The organism is Streptomyces sp. NBC_01446, assembly GCF_026340095.1.
In the GTDB taxonomy this organism is placed as follows: Bacteria; Actinomycetota; Actinomycetes; order Streptomycetales; family Streptomycetaceae; genus Streptomyces; species Streptomyces aureus.
In genome coordinates this window covers 5,525,373-5,539,423 of record NZ_JAPEPO010000001.1, presented here as the reverse complement: position 1 = coordinate 5,539,423, position 14,051 = coordinate 5,525,373, and the positions used below count along the sequence as shown (strand labels likewise).

The window sequence follows — 14,051 nt, the reverse complement described above, 5'->3', positions numbered from 1 at the left end:
AGGGGCGGGTGAGGTGATCCGCTCGGCCTCCGGGGCCTGATCCGACGATGGCCCTCGGTAGCCGGCAGGACGCGAATTTGTATGTGTTCCTCGGTCGGAGCACATGTTCAGCCGAAGGCCGCCTCCATGTACGCCGGCCGGTTACCGAACCGAGTGATCAAGTCCGACCTGCCGTTCGACGGCGGACGTTGAAGATCAAGCTTAGGAGAGGGCAGCCATCCGTCCGGCCCCGCACGATTGGTGGTGCGGGGCCGGACACACACCGTTATGAACGGCTGAATCGTCGCAGTGGCCCCGCAGGGCCGGACAGTTTCGAGAGAAGCGCCTGAGACGTTTCCGTGAGGCGGTTTTCGTCACGCCTTCCCAAGTCCGAACTTCGCGAGGTGTCGAACGGCAGGGCGGGCTGCCAATGCTGTTCCAGGCGCCCTGTCGAACCCTGCTCGCAGATCCCGGGCTGAAACGCAGACGGGCGACGAGCGAACTCCCCCGTCGAAGCCTGATCCTGCGATGCCAACTGATTCGCCACGAGGTAGATGAGCGTGGCGACGGCGTCCTGATCCACGACCACTGTACGACCACAGCCCACCGGCGCCGCGGGTGCCGAACTCCTTGAATGCTTTCCCGGCGCGATCGGAACGGCCTGCTCTTTCCGCCCGACCTCGCCGGCCAGGGGAACACCGGATGCCCTCACCCTTGAGGGAATGGGGCGAATTCCGAGAGAGTCCCTGCGTTCTTCGATGTAGTCGAACTGTTGGCAGAATCCAGGCAGTTGAGACGCGTTCTTCTCGAATCTCTCGGCGATCTGCTCTCTGCCGCGCAGGAGTTCGCGATGCATTTCCCCGTACGCACTGCCCAGCTTGATGGAGTCCTCGCCGCGATCACTCAGGCCGCTCACGTAGGGGGCGGCAATGGCCAGCGCCGCCAGGCCCGACAGCCCGGAGATGAGGACCTGCGCCGTGAGCATCGAGGACTCGGCGACCAGAGGCCAGGCCAGAAGGCCGGTGAGGAGACTGACGCCTCCTGCGGCGACGCCGTAGAGGCGCTCCTTACGCACCAGGCGGACGGCTTCGCGCGGCATCCTTCTTGCCCAGTACTCGGTGCTTTCGATGGTCTCTTCAAGTCTTTGCGAGAGTGCTGCGGCGGCCGGAGTCTTCGATTTCCTGAGCGAGCTGTGCGGCATTTTCAGGCATCCCTCGAGTCCAAAGCGGCGGATTCGGCGTCACGGATCGACGGAGCAAGGCGGTCCGTGGCCTGGTGAACGCTCAGCCCGTGCACGGCTGCAGTCCCACCCACTGCGGTGTTCGGCTGGTCGGCCATGGCGCCTTTTCGTATACCCCCGTCCGTATACGGAATGTGCACCATGACCGACGGCAGCCGACGTGACTTTGACAGTTAACTTTCCGAAGATCCGAACGTAAGTGTGGGCGTACAGCTCACCCGCGCTTACGACTTCCTGAAGACTCTGCACGTTTCCGGCGAACGAGTCGGCATGGAAAGGTGCGAAGCCCTTCAGGGGGCCGGACCCCTGTGAGGCATCCCGATTCGGAAGGCTCGATCGAGGCCCTTTGTCAGGCCTCGATCGAGCCGGAAGAACTGGACATACCTCGGCGCGCCTTCGACGAAGCGCGACATGCCCATGGGAGCGCCCGAAATCACCTTCATGCGGGCACGGACGTAAGGCCATCCGTGCAAGCATTAAGCCATCTCGGGCGCGGCGTGCCCGGCTGGGTTAAACTTTCGTTGACCGCCCCGGCCCGATTCCGACGGGCCGGGGCCTCAACTATTCCGGCGGCAGGTACTACCACTTGCCGCCGTCGTCGCCGCCGCCGTAGCCGCCGCCGCCGTAGCCGCCGCCGCCGTAGCCGCCGCCGCCGTGGCCGCCGCGGAACTCGTGGACTACACGGAAGCTGCCTACGACGCCGTGCTTGACGAAGACGCCACCACGGACCCGGTGGGGAGAGACGCTGTTGCTGGTGCTCCACGGTCCGACCGTGGCCACGGGAGCCCCGTTGTCGCAGGTCGCACCGCGGAAGACCTCAACCGTCTTCCAGCTGTCGTTGCGGACGTTGAAGCTGTTCGCACCCAGGCCGCTGACCACGGTGATGCAGCCGTCCGAGCCGGCCGAGTAGGACCGCTCGTTGATCTGGATCCGACCCTCGTACCTGTAGTGGTCGTTGCCCTTGTTGTAGTCGTTGTCCTTCTCCTTGCCCTGGCCGGAGTCGCCACCGAGGGGCGCCGCCGCGGGAGCAGCCGCCTGACGAACGGCCGGAGCAGCAGCCGGGGCCGCCTCCGTGCCGGCAGCAGCGGCGTAGTTGATGCCGGTGGCAGCAAGGGCTGCAGCACCCGCGATGGCGGCGGTGACAGCAATGGAACGCTTGCTCATGTCAGTTTCTTCCTTCTCGGAGAGATCGGCCGGACAGCCGCTCTATGAAGAAGATACAGAAATCACACCATTCGTCACTTATCAGACGGGCTGAAAATGCGAGAAATAAGCCGTGTGGCCGTATGGCCGCAAAGACGCCAGTCGGCAGCGGCATCCGCATTGGCTCCCAATTGCCAACATTTGTAGGGCAGTTGACGCCTCGTAAGCCCCACCCGGCGACCCGCTGACAGCTGCTCAAAATTTCTGATGCCGTGTCGCAGTCTCCGCGTGGCGCGCCGTCGCTCGCGGCTCCTGCCGGTCGGGGCGAGGCTCGCCGACGCCACAGAGACCGCGCTTGAGGGCGGCAGCCTCGTCCCAGACCTTCAGTTCGACGACACGCGAAGCCGGCACCTGGCCCCCGCACCGTCGCCGTGGTCACCGGCGTTGCCACCGTCGCCGCCCGAGATCCTCAGGACGTCCGGAGCGTCCCGGACATGCCGGGCGCCTTCGACGGCCAGGGCCATCACCACGTAGACCGACCCTGTTCGCGACACGCCGTCCCCGATGCCGACGTTGACGGTGCCCTTCTCCCCAGGTGAGGGAGAACGCCGCCTCACCCGATCCGCCGCTCTTCGGACACCCGCTGTGGCGCGCGAAGCCCCGTCCGGGCAGGCGCAGCACTCGACGGCGAACCCGCTGCGGGGCGACCGCCGGGAAGCCGCGGCGAAGCAGGGCAGCCGACGCGTGGGCCGACGGGACCGACAGCGCGGAAGGAACTGAACGAACTGAAGGAGCGAGAAGGGGGGAGGAAGGGGCGGATCGGTCAGATCACCGAGTGCACACCAGCCCGGCGCGCCCTTGAACACACCCTTGAACACACCCTCCCCAACAGTGACGGGGCGGCGGCCCGCCCAAGGCCTCAAGCCCTAGCCCTCTCCCCCTGAGGCGCCGGAGGCCATCGTCATTGATGACCCGCTCGACCGGCTCGGAGGCCTCCCCCGAGCCGGGTGACGGAGGTTGCACCCAACGGCTTGATCGCCGGCCGCTCGGGCCGGCAGCGGGTGACTGACGGCCCACCTGACGGGTCATCATGTCCGCCGAACGACGGACGCTCCGTTGTGTCGCAGGTCAAAACGTTCCTGCATCGGAAACCCTGGGTGGGGCGGGTGGAACTCGAACCCACATCAGTGATGCACCTCAGCACCCCACATCGGCACCCACGAGAGGGATCGTGACGGGACCGTCCTCCTGGCGCTCCAGAACAACCCGCCGAATCCGGCTACGCTGCGTGACGACGGAGAGCGGCGGCTCGGCGATGCGGTCACGAGCACCCCATCTGACACCCGTTGCGGCCGAACCAAGTCGCAGCCCGCCCCCACGAAGGGCGTCCGGCCTGGACCCACGGCATGACCGCCACCGACCCGGCCTAGGCGGTTTTCGTTCAGATCATCTGATCGTTGGTCCGGTGTGTTGACTGATGCCCAGTGGGCACGGATCGAGCTGTTGCTCCCGTACCGGACACCGAAGCGTGGTGGCCGGTGGCGTGACCACCGGGAGGCAATCGACGCGATCGCCTTCAAGTTCCGGACCGGGGTTCAGTGGGTTCACCTGCCGGAGAGGTGCGGCAACTGTCAAGGGGCTGCAACCGGTTGCGAATGTGTGCCGTGGACACCTGGGAGCGGGTCTTCACTGCGCCGATGGCTCAGGCCGACGTCGACGGGGACCTCGACTGGGCCGTCTCGGTGGACCCGACGATCGTGCGCGCTCACCAGTATTCGGCCGGGGCCCACAAAAAAAGGGCCCCGGTCGACGAACCCGACGCCCACGCCATCGGCCGATCCCGCGCCGGACCGACCACGAAGATCCACCTCGCCGCCGGCGGCCGCTGCGACCACTGGCATTCGTTCTCACCGCCGGACAGGCTGGCGATGCACCCGTCCCTACCGACGTCATTCGCCGCCTACGCGTGCCCCGGCAGCAGGGGCGGCCCCGCACAAGACCGGACATCATCTTGGCCAACAAGGCATACTTTCCCGCGCGATCCGCGATCACCTGCGCAAACGCGGCATCCAGACGGTGATCCCGGTACCGGCGGATCAGCGTGGCCACAGACTGCGTCGCGGCAGCCATGGCGCAGGCCACCTGCCTTCGACCGCGAGGCGTACAAGCAGCGCAACACCGTCGAACGGTGTATCAACCGGCTCGGGCAATGACGCGGCATCGCCACCCGCCATGAGAACAGCCACGATCTACCCGGCCGGGCTCCACATTGCAGGCGTCCTCCTCTGGTCCGCGAGGTGCGGTGGTGCTGCGCTCAACCGGAGATGCCGCTCATCCTGGCGGCAGCTTTGACTGAGTCACCGGTCCGGATGGGCTGGTCCACTTCAAAGTCATGGCCGGTCAGGCCACTCTCTCTTCCTCAACGATGCGAGCGATGAGACAGGCCAAGTCCATTACGGGCCAACGCTGCTGACCCCGAGTGGTGGTACGTCACCTCGAAGTTGGCCGTGTCCCCGCATCAGTCGAGCTGCACGCGCCCCGGCGGCCCCACCGTCTCAAGGATCGGGCTGTACAGGTACTGCTCGGACTCGACAGATCCGATCTCCCGCGAGACTCGGTCCAGGATGCCATCCCGGTCAGCACTGCTCGTCGGTAAGTCGGAGCTGGGGAAGGTCCGCATCGGGATCGAAGCCGGCGTTGAGGTGGTCAAGCGTCTGCTGAAGCGTCAGTCCCGGCTGGACTCGCACGAACGTGATGTCGTAGGGCGCCGAGTGAACCTACGAAACTTCCGACTCAGCGGCGACAGCATCGGCTCAGCCTCAGAGCGCACTCTCCAACGAGCATGTCACCGAAGAGGTGATCCAGACGAAACTGCCCAGTCGGGTCTGCGAGGGGAGATCCGACTCCGGGCAGGCAGAGTTCCGGGACCGCCCACGAGCCCATCTCGAGTCAGTGCCGCGAACCGGCACTGCCTCGACGCGTCTTCGATGAAGCGCGGCGCGGCCCGGGGAGCGCCCGAAATGACCTTCATGCGGGCACGGGGCGCGAGGCGAACCGTGCAAGCATTAAGCCATTTCGGGCGCGGCGTGCCCGGCTGGGTTAAGCTAGTTGACTGCCCCGGCCCGATTCCGACGGGCCGGGGCTTCAACTATTCCGGCGGCAGGTACTACCACTTGCCGCCGTCGTCGCCGCCACCGTAGCCGCCGCCGTAGCCGCCGCCATGGCCGCCGCGGAACTCGTGGACTACACGGAAGCTGCCCACAACACCGTTCTTGACGAACACGCCACCACGGACCCGGTGGGTCTGGACGCTGGTGCTGCTGCTCCACGGTCCGACCGTGGCCACGGGAGCCCCGTTGTCGCAGGTCGCACCGCGGAAGACCTCAACCGTCTTCCAGCTGTCGTTGCGGACGTTGAAGCTGCGCGAGCCCAGACCGCTCACCACGGTGATGCAGCCATCCGTCTCGGCCGAGTAGGACCGCTCGTTGAACTGGATCCGACCCTTGTAGTAGTGGTGGTTGTTGTTGCCCTTCTCCTTGCCCTGGCCGGAGTCGCCACCGAGGGGCGCCGCCGCGGGAGCAGCCGCCTGACGAACAGCCGGAGCAGCCGGAGCCGCCTCCGTGCCGGCAGCAGCGGCGTAGTTGATGCCGGTGGCGGCAAGAGCTGCAGCGCCCGCGATGGCGGCGGTGACAGCAATGGAACGCTTGCTCATGTCAGTTTCTTCCTTCCGGAGAGATCGGCCGGACAGCCGCTCTGTGAAAGAAGATACAGAAATCACACCATTCGTCACTTATCGGACGTGCTGAAAATCCGAAAATTAAGCCGTGTAGCCGTATCCGGCAGAGATGCCCGTCGACTACGACGTGCTCTTTGACTCTCAATTGCCGTCATTTACAGAGCAGTTGACGCCTCGTGAGCCCTGCCCGGCGATTCGCCGTCAGCTGCTCAAAATTTCCGATGCCGTGTCGCAGGTTCCGCGTGGCGCGCCGTTGCCCACGGCCCTGACCGGTCGGGGCGAGGCTCGCCGACGTCATGTCGACTGCGGCAATACCGTCAACGTCATCGGCCTGCTCGACCCGGCCTTCGGCAACAGCTGCTCCAACGGATCGGGCAACTGAGGCGACCGCCCCTCGAACAGGGGCCTCATGGGCCAGCACGGCTCCATGAACCACGGTGGCGACAGGGGCTACAGCGACGACATGGGCATGTGAAGGTAGCCCTCTGCTCCCCCACGAGATCCACGAGCTCGTCACGGGCAGAGACGTCATCCGTGTTGTCCTCACTCAAGCCCTCCATGGCCTCGAACAGTCAGACCCTTTTGAGGCCATGGAGGCATGCCCACGTCCCTGTCATAGGCGAGGGTTCGTCGTGAAATGCAACTACCCCTTGTGGTCAGTCCCGTTCTGAAGCACATCCGTCAGGCTGCCTCGGAGAGTTCACGCGGTACGACAGCAGCACCAATCGCCCACTGGACAGCTGCGACCACCTCGTCATCCGAGGCTTCCAGCAGGTGTCCGTACCGGTCGACGGTCGTGGCAATCGACTCGCGCCCGAGACGCGTCCGAATGACGGGCAGCGGAACCCTGCCGGCGATCAGCCAGGACGCGTGAGCATGGCGGAGTTCGTGAGTTCTTGGACGCTTCGTCAGACCGGCGGCGTCGGCAGCGCCCAAGGCAGGCTTCCACCGGTGGGCGTGGACGACGCCTGAGTGCCACGCCCCGCCCTCCGGTGCAGTGAGGACCAGGTCCGTGGGCTGCTTGCCCTTGCACAGGCGCTGGAAGAGCTCGACCTGCTCAGGTGTGAGGACCAGAGTCCAGCGGGACTTCTTGGTCTTGGGGCACACCGAGGAAGGTCCCGCCCTCGCCACGTCGTTTCCAAGCGCGCTGCACACGGGGAGCGGGCCGCTTCGAGACGAAGGTGAAGTCCCGCGGTTGCAGCGCGGTCACTTCACCCCACCTCAGGCCAGTGCTCACAAGGGCAACGATGATGTCGACCGCGTCGACGCGCACCCGCGCTTTCAGCAGCGCGTACTCCTCGGGCTCCAGGAAGCCCTCGTCGTCCTCGGTGTCGCTGGCTTTGGGCAGTCGGGTGTGCGCGCACGGATTGGAGTCACTCAGGGCCGGAACAGCATCAGCAGCCGACTGCACGATGCTGTGGAGCAGGCCATGCAGGTTGGCGATCGTCCCTTGCCCCACCCCGGGGACCACGGCCGTCCGCGACCATTGACGAGGCGGCGAAAGCGCTCCGCCTGCGTCTCATCGTCGAACGTCTCGCGGCACCAGTCGCCCGTCCGGGAGCCGCCACTACGCCGAACGACTGTGTACGAGGGGTCTCCGGTCTTCCTGGGGTTCGTCTTGATCGAAGCCATGGAGGAGAGCGCACGGCTCCACGGTGTGGCGTTCGCGTGGCGAACACCCCATCACGCTAGCGTGAGATGTGGCGTTTCCTCTGGCCACATCGTTTTTGCTGAGGTGGGGCGGGTGGGACTCGAACCCACGGCCGACGGATTATGAGTCCGCTGCTCTAACCGGCTGAGCTACCGCCCCGTTTCGGCGTGGCGCGTACATGTGTGCGCGCCGTCTGCCGCAGCATAGCCGCTCATACGATCTCCTGCTCCGGATGGTCGGCCTTGCTCGGGGTAGAGGACTCCCCATGCCCTCCTACGGTTCCACCTGGCGAAGAAGACGACACGAAAAGACCCCCGGGGCTTCCCGGGGGTCTTGTTCGTCAGCTCTCCCGACTGGACTCGAACCAGTAACCTGCCGGTTAACAGCCGGCTGCTCTGCCAATTGAGCTACAGGAGATCGAGCTCCCCCGACTGGACTCGAACCAGTAACCTGCCGATTAACAGTCGGCTGCTCTGCCAATTGAGCTACAGGGGAATGTCTCGTGCACCGAACGCACCTACCTTGGCACTCGCCAGGGGGCGTGCGCTCGCTGCGACACATACATTAGCGCAAGCAGGGGGGTGCTCCGCCAATCGGTTCCCCCGCTGATCACAAGGGAAGGGTGGCAGCCATGCGCTACCGGCTCACATTCATCGCCGGTCTGGCCCTGGGGTACGTGCTCGGGACCCGGGCCGGACGCGAGCGGTACGAGAAGCTGAAGAAGTCCGCGCGCGAGTTCGCGCAGAACCCCGCCGTCCGGAACACGGCGGAGTCGGCGGCCCAGCAGACGCGTCAGATCGCGGGCAAGGCGCTGCACTCGGTGAGCGAGAAGGTCGAGAGCCGGGTCCCCGATTCGGTGGCCGGGCGGGTGCGCTCGCTGCGGGAGCGCGGCCAGGGCGGCGACGGCTTCGAGGACGACTGGGGCACCAGCAACACCTGAGCCCCACGGCCCTGGCTAATGCGGGTCTTTGGCCCGGCCCCGGCCCGCGGGGCGGGGCCGCCGCGGAGTGCGGCAGAATTCAGTCATGGGGATAGTCGCCGGGCTGGACAGTTCGCCCGATTTCACTCGGATCGTAGTCTGTGACGCGGACTCCGGTGCCGTGCTCAAGCAGGGCTATGCCCCGCACCCGCTCGAATCCGGCGAGGGCGGTGGCCGTCCCTCCGATGTCGATCCACAGGCGTGGCTCCTCTCGCTCGGCGAGGCCGCGGGCGGCGGGCTGCTCGAAGGCGTGCAGGCCATCGGGGTCTCCGCGCAGCAGAACGCGCTGGTGCCGCTCGACTCGCAGGGCAACACCGTGCGGCCCGCGATGCCCGGGGGCGACAAGCGGACGCAGGCCGCGGCCGCGGATCTCATCGACCGGCTCGGCGGGCGTGAGGAGTGGGCGCAGGCCGTCGGGTGTGTGCCGCAGGCCGCGCATCCGGTGACGAAGCTGCGGTGGCTGGCGAGGAACGAGCCGGAGGCCGCACAGCGGGTCGCGCTCGCGCTCCAGGCCCACGACTGGCTGGTGTGGCAGCTCCTCGGCCGGCCCTCGCGGCGGACCACCGACCGGGGCGGGGCCTCGGGCACCGGGTACTGGTCGGCGGCGAGCGGCTCGTACCGTCCCGACCTGGTCGAGCTGGCGCTCGGGCACCAGGCGATGCTGCCGGAGGTGCTCGGACCGGGGGACGCGGCGGGCACCACTCCGGAGGGGCTGATCATCTCGGCCGGTACGGGCGAGACGATGGCCGCGGCGTTCGGGCTCGGGGTGCGCCAGGGCGACGCCGTGGTGTCGCTCGGCGCCTCGGGTTCGGTCATGGCGGTGCACCACGAGGCGCTGGTCGATCCGTCCGGGATGATCACCTCGCTCGCCGACGCGACCGGCATGCATCTGCCCGTCGTCCATACGCTCAATGCGGTGCGGGCCCTTCGCGGTACAGCCGACATGCTCGGGCTCTCCGGGATCGAGGAGCTGTCCGACCTGGCGATGAAGTCGACTCCCGGGTCGCACGGCCTGGTCATGCTGCCGTATCTGGAGGGCGAGAAGACGCCGAATCTGCCGCACACCGCGGGCACCCTGAGCGGGCTGCGGCGGGAGTCGATGAAGCCGGAGCATCTCGCGCGGGCCGCGTTCGAGGGCATGCTGTGCGGGCTCGGGGACGCCATGGACGTACTGCGCGCGCGGGGGGTCGAGGTGCGGCGGATCTTCCTGCTCGGGGCGGCGGCCGAGCTGCCGGCGGTGCAGGCCGCGGCGCCGATGCTGTTCGGGACGCAGGTCGTGGTGCCGCAGCCCGCGGACTACGCGGCGCTCGGTGCGGCGCGGCAGGCCGCGTGGGCGCTGAACGGGCAGCTGCCGCAGTGGCAGGGCGCGGCGGCACAGGTTCTGGAGCCGGGCGAGGAGCTGCCCGTCGGGCAGGCGGTGCGTCAGCAGTTCACCGCCGTACGGGAGCAGACGCACCCCGGAGCCTTCGATTCCGTGGTGGCGTGACCGTTTCGTCCCGCTCCAGGTGGGTTTCTTGGCGGGCTCTTGGCTAAATCGGTTGAGGTAACGCGGGTGGAGTGTCGGACGATGAGGGTCGTGCATCACTGACCCCTCATGACGGCCGACTTCGAGAGACCGAGCGTGCTCATACGACTCCTGCGGACCTACCTCGCTCCGTACAAGAAACCCATCGGCGTGCTGGTGCTGCTGCAGTTCCTGCAGACCTGCGCCTCGCTCTATCTGCCCACCCTCAACGCGGACATCATTGACAACGGTGTCGTGAAGGGGGACACGGGCTACATCCTGACGTTCGGCGCCATCATGATCGCGATCACCGTGGTCCAGATGGTCTGCAACATCGGCGCCGTGTTCTACGGCGCCCGCACCGCGTCCGCGCTCGGACGGGACGTCCGGGCCTCTGTGTTCGACCGCGTGCAGTCCTTCTCGGCGCGCGAGATGGGCCAGTTCGGGGCGCCGTCCCTGATCACCCGCACGACGAACGACGTGCAGCAGGTCCAGATGCTCACGCTCATGACGTTCACGCTGATGGTGTCGGCGCCGATCATGTGCGTCGGCGGCATCGTCATGGCGCTGGGCCAGGACGTGCCCCTGTCGGGCGTGCTGCTCGCCGTGGTCCCGGTCCTCGGGATCAGCGTCAGCCTGATCGTGCGCCGCCTGCGGCCGCTGTTCCGCACCATGCAGGTGCGGCTCGACACGGTGAACCGGGTGCTGCGCGAGCAGATCACCGGTAACCGCGTCATCCGCGCCTTCGTGCGCGACGGCTACGAGAAGGAGCGCTTCCGCGAGGCCAACGCCGATCTGACCGAGGTCTCCCTCGGCACCGGCAAGCTCCTCGCGCTGATGTTCCCGATCGTCATGACCGTGGTGAACATCTCATCGATCGCCGTCGTCTGGTTCGGCGCGCACCGCATCGACAGCGGCGGCATGCAGATCGGCGCGCTCACCGCGTTCCTCGCCTATCTGATGCAGATCGTGATGAGCGTCATGATGGCCACCTTCATGTTCATGATGGTGCCGCGCGCCGAGGTCTGCGCCGAGCGCATCCAGGAGGTCCTTTCCACCGAGTCCAGCGTCGTGCCGCCGTCCTCGCCGGTGCGGGAGCTGCGCAGCCACGGCCACCTGGAGATCCGGGACGCGGGCTTCCGCTACCCGGGCGCCGAGGAGCCCGTGCTCAAGGCCATCCAGGTCACCGCGCGCCCCGGCGAGACGACCGCCGTCATCGGCTCGACCGGCAGCGGCAAGTCCACCCTTCTCGGCCTGGTGCCGCGCCTGTTCGACGTGACCGACGGCGAGGTCCTGGTGAACGGCGTCGACGTGCGCACCATCGACCCTGCGCTGCTCGCCAGGACCGTCGGGCTCGTGCCGCAGAAGCCGTACCTCTTCGCGGGGACGGTCGCGACGAATCTGCGGTACGGCAATCCGGACGCGACCGACGAAGAGCTGTGGAACGCCCTGGAGGTGGCGCAGGCCAAGGACTTCGTGAAGAAGCTGGAGAACGGGCTCGACTCCCCGATCTCGCAGGGCGGCACCAATGTGTCCGGCGGTCAGCGCCAGCGGCTCGCGATCGCGCGGACGCTGGTGCAGCGGCCCGAGATCTATCTCTTCGACGACTCGTTCTCCGCGCTCGACTACGCGACGGACGCCGCACTGCGGGCCGCGCTGGGTCACGAGACCTCCGAGGCGACCGTGGTGATCGTGGCCCAGCGGGTCTCCACCATCCGCGACGCGGACCGCATCGTGGTCCTCGACGAGGGCCATGTCGTGGGCACGGGCACCCATCACGAGCTGATGGACGGCAATGAGACGTACCGGGAGATCGTTCTCTCCCAGCTGACGGAAGCGGAGGCGGCCTGATGGCGGGGCCAGGCGGGCGGATGATGGCCGGGGGCAGCCCCGACCAGCGTTCGATGGACTTCAAGGGCTCGGGCAAGCGGCTCATCAGGCAGTTCAAGCCCGAGAAGACGACGATGTACGCGATGGTCGCGTGTGTCGTCCTGAGTGTGGGCCTGTCGGTGCTGGGCCCGAAGATCCTGGGCCGGGCGACCGACCTGGTCTTCGCGGGCATCATCGGGCGTCAGATGCCCGCCGGGAGCAGCAAGGCGCAGGTCATCGAGGGGATGCGGGCCAAGGGTGACTCCGGGGTCGCCGACATGCTCTCGGGGATCGACTTCACGCCCGGCCAGGGCATCGACTTCGGGACCGTGGGCTCCGTGCTCGGGATCGCCCTGTGTACGTTCCTGGGGGCCGGTCTGCTGATGGCCGTGGCGACGCGGCTGTCCAACCGGGCGCTCAACAGGACCGTCTTCCGGATGCGCGAGGACATCCAGGCGAAGATGTCGCGGCTTCCGCTGTCGTACTTCGACAAGCGGCAGCGCGGTGAGGTCCTCAGCCGCGCCACGAACGACATCGACAACATCGGGCAGACGCTCCAGCAGACGATGGGCCAGCTCATCAACTCGCTGCTCACCATCATCGGCGTGCTGGTGATGATGTTCTGGATCTCGCCGCTGCTCGCGCTGGTGGCACTGGTGACGGTGCCGCTGTCGTTCCTGATCGCGACGCGGGTCGGCAAGCGGTCGCAGCCGCAGTTCGTGCAGCAGTGGAAGACCACCGGCAAGCTGAACGCGCACATCGAGGAGATGTACACCGGCCACAACCTGGTGAAGGTCTTCGGGCGTCAGGAGGAGTCGGCGAAGGCGTTCGCCGAGCAGAACGACGCGCTCTACGAGGCCGGGTTCAAGGCGCAGTTCAACAGCGGGATGATGCAGCCGCTGATGTTCTTCGTGTCGAACCTGAACTATGTGCTGGTCGCCGTGGTGGGTGGCCTGCGGGTCGCCTCGGGTTCACTGTCGATCGGTGACGTCCAGGCGTTCATCCAGTACTCGCGGCAGTTCTCCATGCCGCTGACGCAGGTCGCCTCGATGGCGAACCTGGTGCAGTCGGGCGTCGCCTCGGCCGAGCGGATCTTCGAACTGCTCGACGCGGACGAGCAGGAGGCCGACCCGGTGCCGGGCGAGAAGCCCGATCTGCTGCGCGGGCTCGTCGAGTTCGAGAACGTGTCCTTCCGCTACGAGCAGGACAAGCCGCTCATCGAGGACCTGTCCCTCGCCGTGGAGCCGGGGCACACCGTCGCCATCGTCGGCCCGACGGGCGCCGGCAAGACGACGCTGGTCAACCTGCTGCTCCGCTTCTACGAGGTCACCGGCGGGCGCATCACCCTCGACGGGGTCGACGTGGCGAAGATGTCGCGCGACGAACTCCGTTCCGGGATCGGCATGGTGCTCCAGGACACGTGGCTGTTCGGCGGCACGATCGCGGACAACATCGCGTACGGCGCGGCCAAGGACGTCACCCGGGAGCAGATCGAGGAGGCGGCGCGGGCCGCCCACGCGGACCGGTTCGTCCGAACGCTGCCCGAGGGCTACGACACCGTGATCGACGACGAGGGTTCGGGGGTCAGCGCCGGTGAGAAGCAGCTCATCACCATCGCACGCGCGTTCCTTTCGGACCCGGTGATACTCGTCCTCGACGAGGCGACGAGCTCCGTCGACACCCGTACCGAGGTGCTCATCCAGAAGGCGATGGCGCGGCTCGCCCACGGGCGGACCAGCTTCGTCATCGCTCACCGGCTGTCCACGATCCGCGACGCCGACACCATCCTGGTGATGGAGAACGGGGACATCGTGGAGCAGGGCACCCACGATGCGCTGCGCGCCGCGGGTGGGGCGTACGAGCGGCTGTACGAGGCTCAGTTCGCGCAGGCCGTGGTGGAGGTGGAGTAGGCGCCACGAGGGTTCGCGGGGAGCTGTGCGTGCGGGTCGT

Annotated in this window: 10 protein-coding genes, 3 tRNA genes and 1 pseudogene; 6 read left to right on the top strand and 8 right to left on the bottom strand. The window is 67.1% G+C overall.

The features are described from left to right. Positions 1-265 precede the first annotated feature (265 nt). The gene (locus OG456_RS24755) at positions 266-1,180 is read right to left on the bottom strand and encodes a hypothetical protein (protein ID WP_266564514.1); all 915 of its coding nucleotides are present in this window, start codon (positions 1,178-1,180) and stop codon (positions 266-268) included. A 618-nt stretch (positions 1,181-1,798) separates the two neighbouring features. After that, on the bottom strand, positions 1,799-2,383 hold the full coding sequence (locus OG456_RS24750) for a hypothetical protein (RefSeq protein WP_266564512.1): 585 nt from the start codon (positions 2,381-2,383) through the stop codon (positions 1,799-1,801). Positions 2,384-3,829: 1,446 nt separating this feature from the next. On the opposite strand from OG456_RS24750, the pseudogene OG456_RS24745 reads away from it, so the two are divergent. Continuing rightward, positions 3,830-4,714, top strand: a pseudogene (locus OG456_RS24745) (IS5 family transposase). A gap of 814 nt (positions 4,715-5,528) precedes the next feature. Here OG456_RS24745 and OG456_RS24740 read toward each other — a convergent pair. After that, positions 5,529-6,074, bottom strand: coding sequence for a hypothetical protein (locus OG456_RS24740; RefSeq protein ID WP_266564510.1), 546 nt, complete (start codon positions 6,072-6,074; stop codon positions 5,529-5,531). 133 nt (positions 6,075-6,207) lie between these two features. Between OG456_RS24740 and OG456_RS24735 the strand changes: the two genes are divergently transcribed. Then, positions 6,208-6,480, top strand: a complete 273-nt coding sequence (locus OG456_RS24735) for a chaplin (RefSeq protein WP_266564508.1) — start codon at positions 6,208-6,210, stop codon at positions 6,478-6,480. Between the two features lie 299 nt (positions 6,481-6,779). Here OG456_RS24735 and OG456_RS24730 read toward each other — a convergent pair whose 3' ends face one another. The 5 genes from OG456_RS24730 to OG456_RS24710 form a co-directional block, all read right to left on the bottom strand. After that, positions 6,780-7,205, bottom strand: a complete 426-nt coding sequence (locus OG456_RS24730) for a tyrosine-type recombinase/integrase (protein WP_266564506.1) — start codon at positions 7,203-7,205, stop codon at positions 6,780-6,782. Continuing rightward, on the bottom strand, positions 7,156-7,557 hold the full coding sequence (locus OG456_RS24725) for a hypothetical protein (protein WP_266564504.1): 402 nt from the start codon (positions 7,555-7,557) through the stop codon (positions 7,156-7,158). Before OG456_RS24725 ends, OG456_RS24730 begins: the two co-directional genes overlap by 50 nt. 277 nt (positions 7,558-7,834) lie before the next feature. Next, positions 7,835-7,908 (bottom strand) — tRNA-Ile (locus OG456_RS24720). 185 nt (positions 7,909-8,093) lie between these two features. Then, positions 8,094-8,166, bottom strand: a tRNA-Asn gene (locus OG456_RS24715). Positions 8,167-8,171: 5 nt separating this feature from the next. Continuing rightward, a tRNA-Asn gene (locus tag OG456_RS24710) sits at positions 8,172-8,244 on the bottom strand. A 136-nt stretch (positions 8,245-8,380) separates the two neighbouring features. On the opposite strand from OG456_RS24710, the gene OG456_RS24705 reads away from it, so the two are divergent. From OG456_RS24705 to OG456_RS24690, 4 genes are all read left to right on the top strand, one after another. After that, complete coding sequence (locus OG456_RS24705; protein WP_266564502.1) at positions 8,381-8,689, top strand: YtxH domain-containing protein; 309 nt, start codon at positions 8,381-8,383, stop codon at positions 8,687-8,689. A gap of 85 nt (positions 8,690-8,774) precedes the next feature. Then, on the top strand, positions 8,775-10,214 hold the full coding sequence (locus OG456_RS24700; RefSeq protein WP_266564500.1) for an FGGY family carbohydrate kinase: 1,440 nt from the start codon (positions 8,775-8,777) through the stop codon (positions 10,212-10,214). 135 nt (positions 10,215-10,349) lie between these two features. Then, complete coding sequence (locus OG456_RS24695) at positions 10,350-12,083, top strand: ABC transporter ATP-binding protein (RefSeq protein ID WP_266564499.1); 1,734 nt, start codon at positions 10,350-10,352, stop codon at positions 12,081-12,083. Beyond that, positions 12,083-14,011 (top strand): ABC transporter ATP-binding protein, encoded by a 1,929-nt coding sequence (locus tag OG456_RS24690; protein WP_266564497.1) that lies wholly within the window; start codon positions 12,083-12,085, stop codon positions 14,009-14,011. The genes OG456_RS24695 and OG456_RS24690 overlap by 1 nt, the downstream gene beginning before the upstream one ends. Positions 14,012-14,051 lie beyond the last annotated feature (40 nt).